The following is an 18,971-nucleotide window of genomic DNA, read 5'->3' on the forward strand; positions in this document are numbered from 1 at the left end:
AACTGCCGTTTAAAACGGCTTTGCTATCGCGCTAGACCGTCTGACTTGCGCCGCCTTCCGGTTGCGCTTCCTTGCAGTCGGGCGTCACATCGGGCCACGTGTTTTCGAACACGCATGCGCTGAGCGGTTTGCGCGTCGCCCAACCTTCTGACTCGAGCATCGGCTCGGGATAGAAGCGCTCCACATGACCGAGGCATAGCAGCGCGACGGGCCGCGCGCCTGGCGGCATGCCGAGCATTGCCCGCACCTCGTCGGCATCGAACAGCGACACCCAGCCCATGCCGAGACCTTCCGCGCGCGCGGCGAGCCACATGTTCTGGATCGCGCACGCCACCGACGCGAGGTCCATCTCCGGCAGCGTGCGCCGTCCGAAGACGTATTTCTCGCGGCCGTCCATCAGCGCCATGACCAGCAGCTCGCCGCACTCGAGCATGCCTTCCACCTTGAGCTTCATGAACTCGTCGCGGCGCTTGCCGAGCGCGTCCGCCGTCAACAGCCTTTCGCGGTCGACGGCGGCATGCAGTTGCGCGCGCAGCGCGGGATCGGTGATGCGTCCGATCCGCCACGGCTGCATATAGCCGACGCTCGGCGCGTGATGCGCGGCGTCGATGAGACGCGCGAGCACGGCGGGATCGACGGGTGCGGGCACGAAGTGGCGCATGTCGCGCCGCTCGTAGATCGCGCGGTAGACGGCGGCGCGCTCGACGTCGTCAAAAGGCTCGGCCATGGAAGAGGGCAGCCGCGAAGGCTGGATTGGACGGCCAGTAGCCGTGCATGTAAGTGGCGACGATCGAACCCCGGCGATAGACCGCTTCGCCGGGTGCGTCGGACTGGGCGCGCGTCGCATGGCCGACAGGGGCGAGCGGCGTGCTCACGCGCGAATAGTGGAACGTGTGGCCCGTCAGGATGTCGTGCACGCCGTCGTCCAGCTGCTGCATGCCGAGCGCCGTGAAGCGCGTCTGCATGGCCGCGCTGCCTGGCAGCAGGCCGAGCATCGGCGTGGTGGCGCCTTGCGTGTCGGTGACGCTGTCGAGCAGGTAAAGCATGCCGCCGCATTCCGCGACGATGGTTTTGCCATCTGCCGCATGCGCACGGATCGATGCCGCAGCGCGTGCGTTGGTGGCAAGCGCGCTGGCGTGCAACTCGGGATAGCCGCCGGGCAGATAGAGCGCGTTTGCATCGTCGGGAACGGCTTCGTCTGCGAGCGGCGAGAAATACGTGAGCCGCGCGCCGAGCGCTTCGAGCAGTTGCACGTTCGCCGGATAGATGAACGAGAACGCGGCGTCGCGCGCAATCGCGATGTGCATGCCGTCTAGCAATCGCGGCAAGGGCGCCGTCTCGGCGTCGTCTTCGAATGTGACGGCAGGCGGCAATTGCGCGAGCGCGGTCGACGCAAGCGCATCGGCCGCGCGATCGAGGCGCGCGTCGAGGTCGTCGATCTCCGCAGCTTGCAACAGGCCGAGATGACGGTCGGGCAATTCGATTGCATCGGTGCTCGACAGATGGCCGAGCATGGGCAGATCGTGCGGCAACGCTTCTTCGAGCATCTGTGCGTGCCGTGCCGAACCGACGCGATTCGCGAACACGCCGTGAAACGGCACGTCGCCGCGAAAGCGCGCGAGGCCGAATGCAATGGCTCCGAACGTCTGCGCCATTGCCTTTGCCGAAATCACGGCGGCGACGGGCACCTTGAACTTCGCGGCGAGGTCGGCGCTGCTCGGCGTGCCGTCGAACAGGCCCATCACGCCTTCGATCAGAATCAGATCCGCTTCGCGCGCGGCTTGCGCGAGCAATGCGCGGCACGCGCGTTCGCCGACCATCCACAGGTCGAGCGACAAAACAGGCGCGCCGCTCGCGCGCGCGAGAATCATCGGGTCCAGAAAATCCGGGCCCGTCTTGAACACGCGAACCTCACGCCCCATCCGCCGATGATGCCGCGCGAGCGCCGCCGTGACGGTGGTCTTGCCCTGACCCGACGCCGGCGCGCTGATGAAGAGAGCGGGGCACGCGGGCATCGCTCAGAACTCCACGCCGCGTTGCGCTTTCACATGCTGCTCGCGGTACGGATGCTTGACGATGCGCATCTCGGTGACGAGATCGGCGGCGTCGATCAACGCGTCGGGCGCATGGCGCCCCGTGATGACGACGTGCAGCATCTCCGGCCGCGCGTTCACGACAGCGAGGACTTCTTCGAGCGGAAGGTATTCGTACTTCAGCACGGTATTCAACTCGTCGAGAATCACCATCTGGTATTCGCCGCTTTCGATCATGCGGCGTGCCTCGTTCCAGCCCTTGCGCGCCGTCGCCATGTCGGCCTCGCGGTCCTGCGTGTTCCAGGTGTAGCCGTCGCCCATCGTGACGAAATCGCAATTCGCCTGCGCGCCGAGGAAGTCGCGCTCGGACGTATGCAGCGCGCCCTTGATGAACTGCACGACGCCGAGCTTCATGCCGTGGCCGAGCACGCGCACGGCCATGCCGAACGCCGCCGTCGACTTGCCCTTGCCCGTGCCGGTATTGACGATCAGCAGCCCCTTCTCGACGTTGGCCTGCGCCTGCTTCTTCTCGTGGCCTTCGCGGCGGCGCTGCGTCATGCGTGCATGCGATTCGGGATCGGTCTTCATCGATGTTCCTTGATTCTGGTTGTGTCGTTGGAATGAGGGTGTGCGGCAGCGCACGCGATGGCGACAGTCACGCCGTCTTGCGCCTGTTTGCGCACGAGCAGTTCGCCGCCTTGCGCGGCGAGCAGCGCGCACGGTTCGCAGACGCCGTCGATGCCGAGATGCGCGCGCACGTGCCGCGATGCGTCGATCGGTGTGTCGAGCGCGGCGATCGCTTCGCGCGTGAAGGTTCGTAACGGCAGCGCGTGCCGCGCGCAGAATGCGACGAGTCCCCGCTCGTCGGCTTTCGTATCGACCGAGGCAATCGCGATCAGCGCAGAAAACGGCAGCGCGCTGCCAAGTGCTCCACGCACGGCCGCTTCGATCTGTTCGGCCGATGCGCCGCGCCGGCAACCGATGCCTGCAATCAGCGCCGTCATGGCGCGAGCATCGCATCGACGGGTGCAGCCAGCGACGCGACGCCGCCGATCACGACGATCGACGGCGACCCGAGCTGCGCGTCCGCGACGCGTTGCACGAATTCGCTGAGCGTCGCGCGGACATGGCGCTGCTCGGGGCGCGTCGCCGATTCGATCGCGGCGCAAGGCGTGTCGGGCGGCATGCCGGCGTGCAGCAGCGCGTCGACGATTTCGTTGAGCCGCCGCATGCCCATGTAGATGACGAGCGTCATGTGCGTGGCGACGAGCGCGCGCCAGTCCGCTTCGTGTTCGCCCGCGCCGTGGCCGGTGACGAAGATCACACCCTGCGCGTGATCGCGATGCGTGACGGGAATGCCGATCGCAGCGGGCGCGGCGATGCCCGCCGTGATTCCGCTGATGATTTCGACGTGGATGCCCGCGGCCTGCAGTGCCTGTTGCTCTTCGCCGCCGCGGCCAAACACGAACGGGTCGCCGCCTTTGAGCCGCGCGACGCTGCGGCCCGCGCGCAGATGATCGAGCATCATCGCGACGATTTCGGGTTGGGGTGTGGATTGCTGGCCGCCGCGCTTGCCGACATGGACGACCTGCGCGTCTGCGCGCGCGAACTGCAGGACCTCGGGATTGACGAGATCGTCGACCAGCACGACGTCGGCCAGCGCGAGCGTGCGCGCGGCTTTGAGCGTCAGCAGTTCGACGTCGCCGGGGCCGGCGCCGATCAGCCAGGCGCGGCTCATGACGGGGAGAGCGCCGCTGCACGGGCGGGCGCGTGATTGTGACTGGTCATGCGATGTTGCGTGTGACGCGCGACGGCTGCCGTTGCTTGGGCTTGCGTCTCGCGTGGGCGCTGGTATCCGTTTCCCGCGGTTCCAGCGAATGGCGATCATGTTGTCGCCCCCTTGCGTCTGGCCGGTATCCGGGCTGACGGCTCATCGCGTTCGCCTTCCCACCTGCGGATGACAGGCAGTGGCCTTGAACGCACTGCGCGGAACATGCTTCGTTCCGCTCACCGTGTGACCGTTGCGGGGACAGCACAGGCTTGGCGCCTTCGCGTTTCGCGCGCGTTGCGGCTGCGATGGAGAGGCGCTTCCCTGTTTCCCGTTTAACCCCGCCAGCCGTCGAGCCTGCGGGGCACCAGATGCGCCAATACGATAGCACACCGGCTCCTGCAGGCGGGCGGCGCGGGGTTTTTCAACGCCCTTGCCCGATGGCGGTCCTCGCCATGTTTCGAGAAGTTCGAAAAGTATTTTCAAACCGTATTGGTGGCAAAGCCCAAGGGTGGTCCTTTATAGTGGCCGGAGGCGAAATGTCAGGTTTTTCCGGTTTGAAACATCGGATAACTAATGAAATTTCACCCCAATCGGTATCGACAAGTCTTGGTCGCCGATTTTGACTGCATCTGCCGGCTAACAGGCAGATTAACCCTAGGGAGAACATCAAAATGAAATTAGCAACGATCGCGTCGCTCATGCTGGCAGCCGCGCTGACGGCGACTTCGGCGCAGGCTGCGGACTCGCTCGCCAAGGCCGCGGATGCGCTCGTGGAAGCTGCGCCGCCCGTACACCTGAAGGCGCGCATCATCGCGATCGACGCAGGTGCTCGCACGGTCACCCTGAAGGGCGAAGACGGCATCGAGGTCACGATGCAGGTGGATGGAAAAATGGCTGGGTTCGACAAGCTTCGCGTGGGCGACAAGGTCGATGTGCTGTACAAGAACGCGCTGCTCGTCCAGGCCGAGAAGGTGGACCCCGCCGGCAAGGGCATCCGTGAGCGCGTCGATGCTCAGGTGACCCTGAAAGGTCCGGACGGCCGGGATGCGGTGCATCAGGTCGAAACGCTGTCCACTGTACAGAAGATCGACCCGGCCAAACGCCTGCTCACATTGCGCGGCGTCTACGAGACGCAGGTCATCAGAGTCACGCCGGATTTCGACCTGAAGAACCTGCACGTCGGCGACACGATCCACGCGGTTTTCGTATCGGCAACCGCTATCGACGTCACGCCGCAAGGCGCTGTGCACTGAGTTGCGCATTTCCGCGGCTGTCGCAGGGCGGCAGCGGGCGGACGTCCCCCTTAGCGAACCCCACGCAATCGAACGACGGCATACGGCGCGCCGTGTGCCGTCGTCTCTCCTTGACGCTACCTGCCGCGGGGCCTAAACTCGCACGCACTCTGGTGCTCGCGCGCGCTCTCTGCGCGCGCAGTTAAACGGGAAATAGCAGGCTGTGCGCACAGGCGCCGGTCAAACTATGCTGCTCCCCGCAACGGTAGGTGAAGGCATCGCGAAGACGATGCAGAGCCGGCCTCGCTGCATGTGCGTCCAATAGCGGCCCATGCAAACAATCCACTGCGCGAAAACGCTCGCGCGGGAAGGAGAGGCGGCGCTTTCATCAGCCCGGATACCGGCCCGAGAAAACGACGCCATGCTGCGGGGATGCGGCACTGCGTTCACGATTCCTCATGCGTTGCAATGCGGTTTCGCGCCCGTTTCGTCGGGCCGCGAAGCTCATGCGGCGCTGTTTTCGTCCCCGTGCATCATTTTGACCTCGTATCGCTTGCCGGATGGCGCGCGACTTCGAGGTCACTCGAACGCATTTCGCGCTACGGAGCCACCATGCAGACACAGATGCGCAAGATTCCGGTGACGATCGTCACGGGCTTTCTCGGCAGCGGCAAAACGACGTTGATGCGTCACATTCTTCAGCACGCGGGCGGTTTGCGCATCGCGGTGATCGTCAACGAGTTCGGCGAACTCGGCATCGACGGCGAGATCCTCAAGGGCTGCGGCATCGGTTGCGACGAAGACGGCAACGAGACGGAAGGCCAGCTGTACGAGCTTGCCAACGGTTGCCTGTGCTGCACCGTGCAGGAAGAGTTCTTCCCCGTGATGGAGCAACTGGTGGAGCGGCGCGCGCAGATCGATCACGTGCTGATCGAAACGTCGGGCCTCGCGCTGCCGAAGCCGCTCGTGCAGGCGTTCAACTGGCCGTCCATCAAGAACAGCTTCACCGTCGATGCCGTCGTGACGGTGGTCGACGGTCCGGCCGTTGCGAGCGGGCAATTCGCCGAAGACCCCGTCGCCGTCGACCAGTTGCGCAAGGCCGATCCGAATCTCGATCACGAATCGCCGCTGCATGAGCTTTTCGAAGACCAGCTGTCGGCCGCCGATCTCGTGATCCTCAACAAAACCGATCTGCTCGACGAAGCACAACAGTCGAGCGTCGAGGCCGTGATTCGCGAAGAGATTCCGCCGCAGGTCAAGGTGGTGCGCGCGCACATGGGCCAGCTCGATCTGCATGCGCTGCTCGGGCTCGAATCCGCATCGGAAGAAACGATCCATCTGCGTCACGATCATCACGGCTCCGCTGACGACCCCGACCACGCCGACCATCATCACGATGAATTCGACTCGGTCGTCGTGTCGGCGCGCGCTCCATCGCGTGAGGCGATGATCGCGGCGTTGCAGCGGGTGGTCGAAGGCCACACGATCTATCGCGTGAAAGGCTTTGCCGCGCTACAGGGCGCGCCGATGCGTCTCGTGATTCAGGGCGTGGGCGGGCGCTTCGACAGCTATTTCGACCGTCGCTGGCAGGCGGGCGAACTCGATGCGTCGCCACTGAGCCGCTTCGTGCTGATCGGCGCAGACCTCGATCAGCCCGTGCTGCAACGCGCGCTCGACGAAGCCTTGAGCGCTCAGGCGCAACAGGCATAGGGCGCCGCGATGCATCTGCTGCGCACCGTCCCAGGCGGTTTCGTCGACGATACGAAGGGCGTGATCCGTATCGACCAGAAGCCCGCCGACATCGTGATCCTCAGTTCCGCCGACACGACGCTGTCGCTGCTCGCGAGCGTCGTGCCGCGTCTGGGCGATGGCTTTCCGAGCGTGCGGCTCGCGAATGTCACGTATCTGCGGCAGCCGGCGTCGGTGGACTTCTATCTCGACGATGTGTTGCAGCATGCGCGCGTCGTCGTCGTCGATCATCTGGGCGGCGAAGCGTACTGGCCGTATGGGATCGAACAGGTCGTCGCGCTCGCGCAGCGCAAGCAGCAGACGCTCGCGATGTTTTCCGGCGACTTGCAGGAAGACCCCAATCTGCTCGCACGCAGCACGGCCGACGCGGACCTGTGTCATCAGTTGTGGCGTTATCTGCGCGAGGGCGGCGCGCAAAACGCGGAATCGTTCATGCGCTGCATTGCGTGGCGCGGGTTCGGCTGGGGCAAGGAGCCTGCACCGCCGACTCCGTTGCCGGCTGCTGCGCTGTATCACCCCGCGCGCGACATTGCCACGATTGAAGACTGGCAGGCGCGCTGGAAGCCCGATGCGCCTGTCGTCGCGATCCTGTTCTATAAGGCGCATCTGCAGGCGGCCAACACGGCCGTATTCGACGCGCTGATCGATGCGCTCGAAGCCCGTGGCATGAATCCGTTGCCCGTCGCGATCACATCGTTGAAAGATGCGATCAGCCGCGATGTCGTGCAGCAACTCGCCGCGCAGCATCGCATCGCGCTCGTGCTAAACACGACGGCATTCGCGGCTTCCGCGATCGACGATCCGGAACCGCTCGCGCTGGCGGGCGACGCGCCCGTGATGCAGGTCATCCTGAGCGGCGGCAATCGCGAAGACTGGGTGAACGACAATCACGGCCTCAATTCGCGCGACATCGCGATGCACGTCGCGCTGCCCGAAGTGGATGGCCGCATCATCACGCGCGCGATCAGTTTCAAGGGCCTCGCGTATCGCTGCCCCCATACGGAAGTGGACGTGGTCCGCTATCAGCCGGATCACGAGCGCGTTGCGTTTGTCGCGGAGTTGAGCGAGCGCTGGTGCAGATTGCGCATCAAGGCGAGTGCGGACAAGAAACTCGCGCTGATACTCGCGAACTATCCGATGAGCGAAGGGCGCATCGGCAATGGCGTGGGCCTCGATACGCCTGCGTCCGTGGTGAACATCCTGACGATGCTGCGCGACGAGGGCTATCGCGTCGACGACGTGCCCTCGAACGGCGATGCATTGATGGACGCGCTCACCCAAGGCGTGACCAACGATCCCGTCGTCCGAGATTTGCGCCCTGCGTTGCAAAGCCTTGCGTTGAGTGACTACATGACGCATTTCGCGCATCTGCCGCAATCGCTGCGCGACGCCTTGAATGCGAAGTGGGGCGCGCCGGAGCAAGATCCGACTTTGCGGCGCGGTCGTTTCATGATCGCGGGCTGGCGGTGCGGGCATGTGTTCATCGGCATTCAGCCGCCGCGTTCGCGCGAACAGAACGACTACGCGAGCTATCACGACGCCGAACTCGTGCCGCCGCATGCGTATCTCGCGTTCTATTTCTGGCTGCGTCATCAGTTCAATATCGATGCCGTCGTACATGTCGGCAAGCACGGCAATCTCGAATGGCTGCCGGGCAAGAGCGTCGCGCTGAGCGATGCATGCTGGCCCGACGCGATACTCGGGCCGCTGCCGCATCTGTATCCGTTCATCGTCAACGATCCGGGCGAGGGCAGCCAGGCGAAGCGGCGCACGCAGGCTGTGATCGTCGATCATCTGATGCCGCCGCTCACGCGCGCGGAAAACTATGGACCTTTGCAGGACCTCGAACGTCAGGTCGACGAATACTACGATGCATTGATGGTCGATCAGCGCCGGGCGAAGCTGCTGCGCCGGACCATTCTCGATACGATCGTCCGGCATCGGCTTCATGAAGAGTTGAGTCTCGGAGCGCCCGTTGATACCGATGCGGAGGACTCGTTGCTGACGCGCGTCGACGCATGGCTGTGCGAGTTGAAGGAAGCCCAGATCCGTGACGGTTTGCACACGTTCGGACAGTCGCCGGAAGGCACGCAGCGGCGCGACACGTTGCTCGCGCTCGGGCGCTTTCCAGTAGGCGACGGAAAGGGCGCGAAGGCTGGCGTTATCGATGCGCTGGCGCGCGATCTCGACGTCGATCGTATGTTCGATCCGTTGTCGGCGGACTGGTCGGCTGAGTGGAAGGGTCCGCGCCCTGCGTTGTTACAACAGGTCAGCGATGCACCATGGCGTCATAACGGCGATACGCGCGAACGGCTCGAACTGCTCGCGGCTTCCTTGCTCGACGAGATGTGCGGCATGTCGCCGGACGTCACGCCTGCCGCAATCGCAACCGCAACCGCAGATGAACTGCCACAAGCCGCGCGCGTGCTGGAACGCTTGCGCGACGATATTCTGCCGCGCCTCGACGCATGCGGACCGCACGAACTGATGCACCTGAAGCGCGGACTCGAAGGACGCTTCGTGCCACCCGGCCCGAGCGGTTCGCCGTCACGCGGACGTCCCGACGTGCTGCCTACGGGCCGCAACTTCTATTCCGTCGATACCCGCGCCATCCCGACACAAGCCGCGTGGTCGCTGGGACTTAAATCTGCGCAGACGCTGATCGAGCGTCACTTGCAGGAGCACGGCGACTATCCGCGTGCAATTGGTCTCTCCGTGTGGGGCACGGCGACGATGCGCACGGGTGGCGACGATATCGCGCAGGCGCTCGCGCTGCTCGGCGTGCGGCCGAAGTGGGCGCCGGGCAGTCATCGCGTGACGGACTTCGAGATCATGCCGATTGCAGCGTTCGATCGTCCCCGTATCGATGTCACGTTGCGTGTGTCCGGATTCTTCCGCGATGCGTTTGCGAACGTGATGCATCTGTTCGATGCGGCCGTGCAGGCCGTCGCCGAACTCGACGAGCCCGAGGACGTCAATCCCATCCGTGCGCGCGTGCTGCGGGAGCGCGATGCGTGGGTCGCGCGCGGCGTCGCGCCGGACGAAGCGCGCAGACGTGCAGGCTTTCGCGTGTTCAGCGCGCGTCCGGGCGCCTATGGCGCAGGTTTGCAGCAGATGATCGACACGCAGCAATGGCAGACGGACGCCGATCTCGCGGACGCGTATCTGTCGTGGGGCGGCTATGCGTACACGCAGAAAAGCGCTGGTGAAGAGGCGCGGGACGCATTCGGCACGCGGCTCGCCGCGATGGACGTGGTGTTGCAGAACCAGGACAACCGCGAGCACGACGTGCTCGATTCGAACGATTACTACCAGTTTCAAGGCGGCATGACGGCGGCCGTGCGGCATCTCGCGGGCAATCAGCCTCATGTATATCACGCCGATCACAGCAACCCGGACACACCGCGCGTTCGCACGCTGCATGAAGAGATCGCGCGCGTGATCCGTTCGCGCGTAGTAAATCCGAAGTGGCTGGATGGCGTGAAGCGTCACGGATACAAAGGCGCGGCGGAAATTGCGGCGACGGTCGACTATCTGTACGGCTATGACGCGACGGCGCGCGTGGTCGCCGATCATCAATACGCGCTCGTCGCCGATGCATATCTGAACGACGCCGATACGCGTGCGTTCATGCGCAAGCACAATCCGCATGCGCTACACGGCGTCTGCGAGCGGCTGCTCGAGGCGATGCAGCGCGGGCTATGGCAACAACCGGGCGACTATCGCGAGCAGGTCGAACAGCATCTGCTGGATAGCGAACAGCACATAGAAGGATCACGATCATGAGCGAAGCCAGCGCGCGGCGCGCGGCGTTTCCGTTTTCTGCGTTGATCGGCCAGGCGCCGCTGCAACAGGCGCTGTTGCTGGCGGCCGTCGATCCGGGCATCGGTGGCGTGCTGGTCAGCGGGCCGCGCGGCACGGCGAAATCGACGGCGGCGCGTGCGCTCGCCGAACTGCTGCCCGAAGGACAGTTCGTCACGCTGCCGCTCGGCGCGAGCGAAGACCGGCTGATCGGCACGCTCGATATCGAATCGGCGTTGCGCGATGCGTCGGTGCGCTTTTCTCCGGGGCTGCTGGCGAAGGCGCATCGCGGCGTGTTGTACGTCGATGAAGTGAACCTGTTGCCGGACGGGCTCGTCGATGCGCTGCTCGATGCAGCAGCGAGCGGCGTGAATACGGTCGAGCGCGATGGCGTGTCGCATACGCACGATGCGAGCTTCGTGCTGATCGGCACGATGAATCCGGAAGAGGGCGAACTGCGTCCGCAACTGACGGACCGCTTCGGCTTGATGGTCGAACTGCAGAACTGCTACGAACCGCAGATACGTCAGGCGATCGTCAAGGCGCGGCTGGCGTTCGATCTCGATCCTGCTGGCTTTTGCGCGGGATACGAGGCACAGCAGGATGCGCACGTCGTGAGGCTTCGCGATGCGCGTGCAGCGTTGGCGCGCCTTTCGTTCGACGATGAAGTGCACGCGCATGTCAGCGCGCTTTGCATTGCGGCCAGCGTGGACGGGATGCGTGCCGATCTCGTGATGCTGCGCGCGGCGCGTGCGCTGGCCGCGTTGGAACAGGCCGATGCGGTGACGGTTGTCCATGTCGATCGCGTGGCTGAATCGGTGCTGTTGCATCGGCGTGGCGTGCAGGATGACGCGACGCAGACGAACGCGCCTTCTCCCTCTCAACACCCTTCTTCAACAGATAACGCGAGCGCGTCAGCGGAAAGCGACTACGGTTATCTGTCTCCCGAACCGACCGGCATCGTGCGTGTTGCCGGCGTCAAGGACGTCATTCCCCTCAACGCAAAAAAACGCTGAGCCATCGAAAGGGCGCGGCCGCGCGCATGATGCGCAGCGGTTTTCGATGGCAGGATGACGCGGGCCATGTGGCGAGAGGCGGTTCGGCCGGCGCGCGACGCATCGCGTGGCCGCGCACGCTCGCGGCAAAGCGCGACGAAGCCTTGCGTGCCGAACATCTGCGTTTCGTGCATGAAGAAGCGCGCGGCGGCATGTTGCATTGCTTCGTGCTCGATTGCTCTCATTCGATGCTATCCGGTCAACGCCTGGCGCTCGCCAAAGGGTTGCTCGTCGCGCTATTCGATCAGGCGCGCGTGACACGCTCGGAAGTGGCGCTGGTGTGTTTCGGCGGGACGGGAGCAGAAGTGCGTTTCGGTCCGGCGGTGCCGCGCTGGTGGAATGAGCGGTGGATCGCATCCATCGGTGGCGGCGGTGGCACCCCCTTTCTTCCTGGCATCGACAAGGCCGGTGAACTTCTCGAACGCGCCGCGCGCAAAAAGCGTACGCAACAGCGTTGGCTCTGGGTGTTGACGGACGGACGCAGCAGCCATTTACCGTCTCGTCCTGTTGGCGCGGATCATGTCGTGGTCGTCGACTTCGAACGCGAGCGCGTGAGGCTTGGGCGTTGCTCGCATCTTGCGCGGGCATGGAACGGCGAGTGCGTGCCGGTTGACGCCTTGCTTTCCGGCAGCCACGCCTGAGCGGCTGAGCAGGACGCGTCAATCTGGATGCGCCCGTATCCAGAGAAAACCGGTTACGGCGTCGTCCTCTTCTCGCCAGAACAATCCGGCATCCGCAGGATTACTTCGATTTCTCGCGAACCCATATCGTTCTTCGCTCGTGAGTCGCATCTGATGGGCTCGAGCAATCGACCTGGCTCGACTGCGCATTTTTAACCTGCACTGCCTCGAAATGCGATTCCAGCAGTGTCAGGATAGACATTTATATATGTAGGAATGCTTGTAAAAGCAATGCAATTCTCCGAGCTTAGGAATAGTCCGATTTCGTGATCCTTGACGCTCTCTTAACGTTCTCCGCACCTTCGGCTACATATTGCCTGGTCGAGGAATTCGTACGGCCGTAGCGAAGCGTCGGGGGCTACGCGCCGGCAGGTCGACAGGTAAAGGCGCGTCGATCTGCGAGAGCTGACGACCTCGGTGACCGTCACGCGCGTCACCTGTTCAGGTCCTCTTTGACATCAATAAACAGGATTGCGAATGAATAAGACGTATCGATCCGTCTGGAACGAAGCAACTGGCACCTGGGTGGCTGCGCAGGAGAATTCCAAAGCACGTGGAAAGCGGAATGCGGCAAAGAGTGTGCTGGCGCTCGTCGCACTGGGCGCCGGGTCATACAGCGGAGCAGCGTTCGCGGGCGGTGCCATCCTGCTCTGTCCTCAAGGCGGGGCATCAGGTGGAATCGGCTGGGCTCACGGATATGTAGGGCAGTCGTCGATCGACTGTAATGCGGCGACTGTCGCGGGCAGCTATGTGCATTACAACTTCTACCTGGGCTCGAATGCTGACCAGAACGGCATGAACGGCGCCGGCGGGGTCGCTGCCGTGTTTGACGACTGGAACACCAACCAGTTGAACCTCAAGGGGCCAGGTGGCATCAATCTCTACAACACCACGAGTCTGAATAACAACAAGATCATCTCGCTGGCGGCGGGCACGTCGTCGACCGATGCCGTCAACGTGGCGCAGCTGACAGGCGTCACGAAGGCACTGGGAGGCGGTGCGACGGTCAACGCGGACGGTTCGATTCAGCAGCCGACGTACAACGTGGCGGGCGCGACCTATTCGAACGTGGGCGATGCGTTGTCGGGCATCGTGAACGGCATCAACCCACAACTGAAGTACATCCAGTTCGGCAATACGAGTGCAAGCATCGCGCAGGCGGCAGGCACGGACTCGATTGCGATCGGCGGCAACGCGTTTGCCAACGGCAGCGGCGCGCTCGCAATCGGCGCGGGTGCGCGGGCGCAAGGGTTGAATTCGGTCGCGGTCGGTTTCGGTTCGGCAACGTCCGCGCCCAATACGTTCGCCGTGGGCAGTGCCACGTCGGGGCGCCGTATCGTCAACGTTGTGGACGGCGTGAACGCAACGGATGCCGCCACTGTCGGTCAGGTGAGCGCGGATATCGCCGCGGCAATGGCCAATCTGAATGCGGGAGTGAAAGCCCAGAATCAAGGCTCGAGCCAGAACGGCGTGCTCACATCGTCGACGCCGGGCGGTTCGACGCCATTGCCCGTCGTATCCAGTCTGGCGCTGCTCGGCGTGACGTCGAGTCTTCCGCCCGATCAGTTGCTGGCGTCCGGTCCAACCGACAAGGGCGGCATGATCAAGGCGACGGGTGTCGACGCAATGGCCATCGGCCTGAACACGGCAGCTACGGCGGACAACGCGCTCGCGATTGGCGACAACGTGCAGGTGGGCTCGGCGGCTTCTGTCGGCGTTGGTCAGAATATCGCGCTCAGCGGCAACAACACTGTCGTGATTGGGACGAGTGTTTCAGCGAACGCGAACAACGCTATCGTGATTGGCAACAACGGCACGGAAGCGGACGAGGACAACGCGATCGCGATCGGCAATAACGTCGCTGTCGGCGGCGTCAACACGATGGCGATCGGCAAGGACATCGTGGCCGTCGGCGTCAACAGCGTCACGCTGGGTTACGCAAGCTCGGACGACGGCCGCGCGAACGTGCTGTCGGTCGGCAGCAAGGCGCAGCAGCGGCAGATCGTCAACATGGCGGCCGGGACGAAGAGCACCGACGCCGTGAACGTGTCGCAGCTGTCCGGCGCGGTGGTCGCGCTGGGCGGCGGCGCAACGGTCAACGCAACCACGGGTGCCGTTGTCGCGCCGGGCTATACGGTGCAAGGTCAGACGGGCATTTCCGATGTCGGCACCGCGATCTCGAAGCTCGACGCCGCGCAGACGGCGACCACGGGCAACGTGACGAACGTCACCAACACGGTGAACAACATTCTCATCGGCGGCGGCATCAAGTATTTCCACGCGAACTCGGCGCTGGACGATTCGATGGCCGTGGGCAAGGACTCGATCGCCATAGGTGGCAACGCAACGGCGGCGACGGCTAACTCGGTGGCGCTGGGCGCGAATTCGGTGGCGAACTCGACGACGCTTGCGAGCACGCCGTTCGCGCCGACGGGCTATAACACGACGGCAGCCGTCAACAATGTAGGCGAAGTCTCCGTCGGCGCGCAGTTCGCGCAGCGCCGCATCACGAACCTCGCGGCAGGCTCGGCTTCGACCGATGCCGTCAACGTCGGCCAGCTGGCGACGGAAGATGACAAGGTCAATCGTCTGGGCGCGGCTGCCGCAGCGGCGCTGGGCGGTTCGGCGACCTATGTTCCCGGCAACGATCCGATGTTCAGGCCGAGTTACGCGGTCAGCGGCGGTACGTTCACGAACGTGGGCGACGCGCTGACGGCACTGAACAATGCGGTGACCACGGGCAACCCGCTCGGTGTCGCCTACGAAGACGATTCGAAGACGCAGATCCTGTTGCAGGGTTCGGGCGGCACGAAGATCTCGAAGCTGAAGGCAGGCGACCTCAGCGCGACGAGCACGGATGCCGTAAATGGCTCGCAGCTGTACGCGACCAACCAGAACATCGTGAATCTGGGCAACAACATCACCTACATCAACAACTCGATCAACAACATCATCAACGGCGAGGGCATCAAGTATTTCCACGCGAACTCGGCGCTGGACGATTCGACGGCGGCGGGGCAGGACGCCGTCGCAATAGGTGGCAATGCAAAGGCGACGACGGCGAACTCGGTGGCGTTGGGCGCGAACTCGGTGGCGAACTCGACGACACTCGGCACGCAGGGTTTCAACCCCGGCAGCACCACGCTATCGGGGGGTACGGCAGTGGGTGAGGTGTCGATCGGGGCGCAGGACAGCGAGCGCCGCCTCACCCACCTCGCGGCGGGCCTGAACGCGACGGATGCGGTGAACCTGAGCCAGCTCAAGTCCGAAGACGCGAAGGTGAATGCCGAGGGCGCGAGCATCGCGGACGTGATTGGCGGCACCTCGACGTATGACGCGTCGACGGGCAAGATCGCGAACCCGACGTTTGTCATCGGCGGTTCGACGGTCACCACGATAGGCGGCGCGATCATGAATCTCGATGCCCGTCTGTACGCAAATTCGACCGATATCACGAACCTGCAGACGCAGATCAACGAAGGCGGTATCGGTCTCGTGCAGCAGGACGGCGACACGATCACGGTCGCGCACGCAACGGGCGGCACCGTGGTCGACTTCAGCGGCACGGCAGGCAAGCGCAAGCTGACGGGCGTCGCAGCGGGCGCTGTGAATACATCGAGTTTCGACGCAGTGAACGGCACGCAGTTGTTCAACGTGGCGGCTTCGACGGCAAGTGTGATTGGCGGCGATTCGACGTTCGATCCGTCGACGGGCAAGATCACCAACCCGACGTATATCATCGGCGGCTCGACGGTCACGACGATAGGCGGCGCGATCATGAATCTCGATGCCCGTGTGTTCAGCAATTCGACCGACATCACGAACCTGCAGACGCAGATCAACGAAGGCGGTATCGGTCTCGTACAGCAGGACGGCGACACGATCACAGTCGCGCACGCAACCGGCGGCAACGTCGTCGACTTCAGCGGCACGGCGGGCAAGCGCAAACTGACAGGGCTGCTCGATGGCGACGTGAGTGCGACGAGCGCCGACGCGGTGAACGGCGCGCAGCTCTACGGCATGGCCAACTCGGCGGCGCAGGCGCTCGGCGGCGATGCGACGGTGAATGGCGACGGCACCATAAGCAAGCCTCACTACACGTTGAACGGCGCGACCGTCAGCTCGGTCGGCGACGCGCTCACGAATCTCGATACGCGCGTGGCGCAGAACACGACGGACATCACCAACCTGAGCGGCGATATCCTCAACATCAACAACGTGTTGAACAACATCAACACGGGGACGGGCATCAAATACTTCCACGCTAATTCGACGCTCGCGGATGCGCAGGCATTGGGCCTGGAGTCGGTGTCGATCGGCGGCGGCGCGCTGGCGCAAGGCGCGGGCTCGATTGCGATGGGCTCGGGCGCCCAGGCGCTTTCCGACAAGAGCGTCGCGCTCGGGGCGGGGGCGACAGCGACGGGCAGCAACGCGGTTGCGCTGGGCCAGGGTTCGGTTGCGGACCGGGCGAACAGCGTATCGGTCGGTTCCGCTGCGCAGACCCGGCAGATCACCAACGTCGCGGCCGGCACGGAAGATACGGACGCCGTCAACCTCAAGCAGTTGAAGGACGCAGGCATCATCAACGGTGATGGCTCGACAAAGACGGCCGTTACCTACGACACGAAGACCGACGACACCGGCAAGACAGTCACCGACTACAGCGGCATCTCGCTGGGCGGCGATGGCGTTTCGTCGACGGTGATCCACAACGTCGCAGCAGGCAAGTCGTCCAGCGACGCAGTGAACGTGCAGCAGATGAACGACGCGATCAGTTCGGCCATCGTCGACGTTGGGCCGGGCGTGGACCCGATGTTCGCCGCCAATGGCGATCGCAACACGGAAGGCGCGACGGCGAGCGGCACGCATGCGACGGCGATGGGCGCCACGTCCTCGGCGAGCGGCGTCCAGTCTGTCGCGACGGGCTTCGCCGCGCAATCGACGGGCACCAATGCCGTGGCGCTCGGTGCAAACGCCACGGCCAGCGGCAGCAATGCCGTGGCACTCGGCGCGGGCTCCGTCGCGACCGAGGACAACACGGTGTCGGTCGGCTCGGCGGCGCAGCAGCGCCGCATCACCAATGTCGCCAACGGCACGGCAGCGGGCGATGCCGTCAATGTCGGGCAGATGACGGAAGCGCTGGCGCAGGTCGGCAACCAGGCGGTGCAGTCGGCCAACGCGTACACCGACAACCAGTTCAACAAGATGAACAACAAGATGAACTCGCTGGGTGCTGCGGCGATGGCAGCGACCTCGCTGATCCCGAATGCGCGTGCGGAAGGCAACTTCCAGATGTCGGCGGCAGCCGGCACCTATGGCGGAGCGGCAGCCGTCGCCGTCGGCGCGAACTACTGGGTCAACGATCGCGTCCTCGTGAACGCACACGTGACGCGCGCCACGGGCAACGGTGCCAGCACCGGCGCGTCGGCAGGCGTGACGATCGGCTTCTGATGGCCTGATACGTCCGCCGCGCGCCAGGTGCGGCGGACGTGGAGAAATCTATGAGAAAACCAACATTACGCGGAACCGCGCGCTTCACGTTGGCTGCGGCGCTTGCGGCGGCGTTTACGGCGGGATTTGCCGCGCCTGCGTTCGCGGCCAGCATCGGGAGCCAGGCCGAGGCGCTCATGCCTGCCGCGCAGAAGATCGCGGATCCCTACCGTCGCGGTGTGGCGGAAGGCTTCCTCGAAATCGCCGGGCGTCAGGACAGTCACGTGCTGGTTTCGCGCGTCTATAACAATGCCGCGCAACGGGCATTGGGCAACGCCCGCTACCTGATCGACCAGAGCGTGCCGTGGGAGCCGCTGTACACGGCAAAGAACTGGCCGACGCGCGACAAGTGGGTGCAGGCAATCCGCGCGATCGAAGCCACCAACGCGCGGGCGTCGGCATCGACGTGCAAGGGCGAGTCGGCAGGGCGCCTGCTGGCGTTGACCGATGAAGTCTGGAAAGAACAGGACGAGACGCACGGCACGCACTGGGTGCACGGCTGGGAAGCGATCGAGCGCGCGGAAACGCTGAGCATGCAGGTGAATCAGGAACTGGATCATTGCGCGCCACCGCCGCCTCCGCCGCCTGTCGTCGACGCCGCCACGCCGATCTCGTTGTCGGCCGATGCGCTGTTCGATTTCGACAGCGCGAAGCTCAAGCCGGATGGCATTACCGCCATCGACGCACTCGCAACAGATCTGAAGCGCGTGCAATCGGTCGACGTCGTGACGGTGATCGGCTACACGGACCGCTTCGGCTCGGTCGCGCACAACCGCGACCTGTCGCGGCGCCGTGCGCAGGCTGTAGCGGACGCACTGAAGGAACGCGGGCTGAACCCCGCGCGCTTCGACGTGCGCGGCGCGGGATCGACGGCGCCGATCGCGACCTGTCCGGGACGGAAGTCTGCCGCCGTGATCGCGTGTCTGGCGCCGAACCGACGTGTGGAGATTCGCGTGAGCGGGCAATCGGTTTCAGCCGTGCCAGCTGCATCCGCAGCGCCGCAGTCACCACGGCCGCAGCAGATGAAACAGGAGCAACCGCTGCAGCAGTCGCAATCGCAGCAACCGCAATTGCAGCAGCTTCAACAGCCGCCGCAGCGACAGCAGTGGCAGTTGGTGCCGCAATCGCTGCAAAAGCCGCCAGCTCAGCAGTAGCGTTCA

Annotated in this window: 12 protein-coding genes and 2 riboswitches; of the genes, 7 read left to right on the forward strand and 5 right to left on the reverse strand. The window is 64.4% G+C overall.

Annotated elements, in window-relative coordinates; genetic code table 11:
* Positions 1–31: 31 nt before the first annotated feature.
* The 5 genes from bluB to cobA are packed head-to-tail and all read right to left on the reverse strand — an operon-like array spanning position 32 to position 3,771.
* Entirely contained in the window at positions 32–727 is a 696-nt protein-coding gene (gene bluB / locus PPGU16_RS17855; protein WP_180723954.1) for a 5,6-dimethylbenzimidazole synthase, read from the reverse strand.
* The gene (locus tag PPGU16_RS17860) at positions 711–2,015 is read right to left on the reverse strand and encodes a cobyrinic acid a,c-diamide synthase CobB (RefSeq protein WP_180723956.1); all 1,305 of its coding nucleotides are present in this window, start codon (positions 2,013–2,015) and stop codon (positions 711–713) included. Before PPGU16_RS17860 ends, bluB begins: the two co-directional genes overlap by 17 nt.
* Positions 2,016–2,018: 3 nt before the next feature.
* Complete coding sequence (gene cobO, locus PPGU16_RS17865) at positions 2,019–2,621, reverse strand: cob(I)yrinic acid a,c-diamide adenosyltransferase (protein WP_180723958.1); 603 nt, start codon at positions 2,619–2,621, stop codon at positions 2,019–2,021.
* On the reverse strand, positions 2,618–3,037 hold the full coding sequence (locus PPGU16_RS17870) for a cobalamin biosynthesis protein (RefSeq protein ID WP_180723960.1): 420 nt from the start codon (positions 3,035–3,037) through the stop codon (positions 2,618–2,620). Before PPGU16_RS17870 ends, cobO begins: the two co-directional genes overlap by 4 nt.
* Complete coding sequence (gene cobA, locus PPGU16_RS17875) at positions 3,034–3,771, reverse strand: uroporphyrinogen-III C-methyltransferase (protein ID WP_180723961.1); 738 nt, start codon at positions 3,769–3,771, stop codon at positions 3,034–3,036. The genes PPGU16_RS17870 and cobA overlap by 4 nt, the downstream gene beginning before the upstream one ends.
* A gap of 153 nt (positions 3,772–3,924) precedes the next feature.
* Positions 3,925–4,188, reverse strand: a riboswitch (cobalamin riboswitch).
* A 287-nt stretch (positions 4,189–4,475) separates the two neighbouring features.
* On the opposite strand from cobA, the gene PPGU16_RS17880 reads away from it, so the two are divergent.
* The 7 genes from PPGU16_RS17880 to PPGU16_RS17910 all read left to right on the forward strand — a co-directional run bounded on the left by PPGU16_RS17880 (position 4,476) and on the right by PPGU16_RS17910 (position 18,965).
* Positions 4,476–5,057: a hypothetical protein gene (locus PPGU16_RS17880; protein ID WP_180723963.1), complete on the forward strand. Its 582-nt coding sequence runs from the start codon at positions 4,476–4,478 to the stop codon at positions 5,055–5,057.
* Positions 5,058–5,190: 133 nt separating this feature from the next.
* Positions 5,191–5,459, forward strand: a riboswitch (cobalamin riboswitch).
* A gap of 189 nt (positions 5,460–5,648) precedes the next feature.
* Positions 5,649–6,746: a cobalamin biosynthesis protein CobW gene (gene cobW, locus PPGU16_RS17885; RefSeq protein WP_180723965.1), complete on the forward strand. Its 1,098-nt coding sequence runs from the start codon at positions 5,649–5,651 to the stop codon at positions 6,744–6,746.
* A gap of 9 nt (positions 6,747–6,755) precedes the next feature.
* Positions 6,756–10,571, forward strand: coding sequence for a cobaltochelatase subunit CobN (gene cobN, locus PPGU16_RS17890; RefSeq protein ID WP_180723967.1), 3,816 nt, complete (start codon positions 6,756–6,758; stop codon positions 10,569–10,571).
* Positions 10,568–11,602, forward strand: coding sequence for a magnesium chelatase ATPase subunit I (locus PPGU16_RS17895; protein ID WP_180723969.1), 1,035 nt, complete (start codon positions 10,568–10,570; stop codon positions 11,600–11,602). Before cobN ends, PPGU16_RS17895 begins: the two co-directional genes overlap by 4 nt.
* 29 nt (positions 11,603–11,631) lie before the next feature.
* The gene (locus tag PPGU16_RS17900; RefSeq protein WP_180725124.1) at positions 11,632–12,282 is read left to right on the forward strand and encodes a vWA domain-containing protein; all 651 of its coding nucleotides are present in this window, start codon (positions 11,632–11,634) and stop codon (positions 12,280–12,282) included.
* Positions 12,283–12,798: 516 nt separating this feature from the next.
* On the forward strand, positions 12,799–17,772 hold the full coding sequence (locus tag PPGU16_RS17905; RefSeq protein ID WP_180723971.1) for an ESPR-type extended signal peptide-containing protein: 4,974 nt from the start codon (positions 12,799–12,801) through the stop codon (positions 17,770–17,772).
* 50 nt (positions 17,773–17,822) lie between these two features.
* Entirely contained in the window at positions 17,823–18,965 is a 1,143-nt protein-coding gene (locus PPGU16_RS17910; RefSeq protein ID WP_180723972.1) for an OmpA family protein, read from the forward strand.
* Positions 18,966–18,971: the final 6 nt, after the last annotated feature.

Source organism: Paraburkholderia largidicola (assembly GCF_013426895.1).
GTDB classification, from domain to species: Bacteria; Pseudomonadota; Gammaproteobacteria; order Burkholderiales; family Burkholderiaceae; genus Paraburkholderia; species Paraburkholderia largidicola.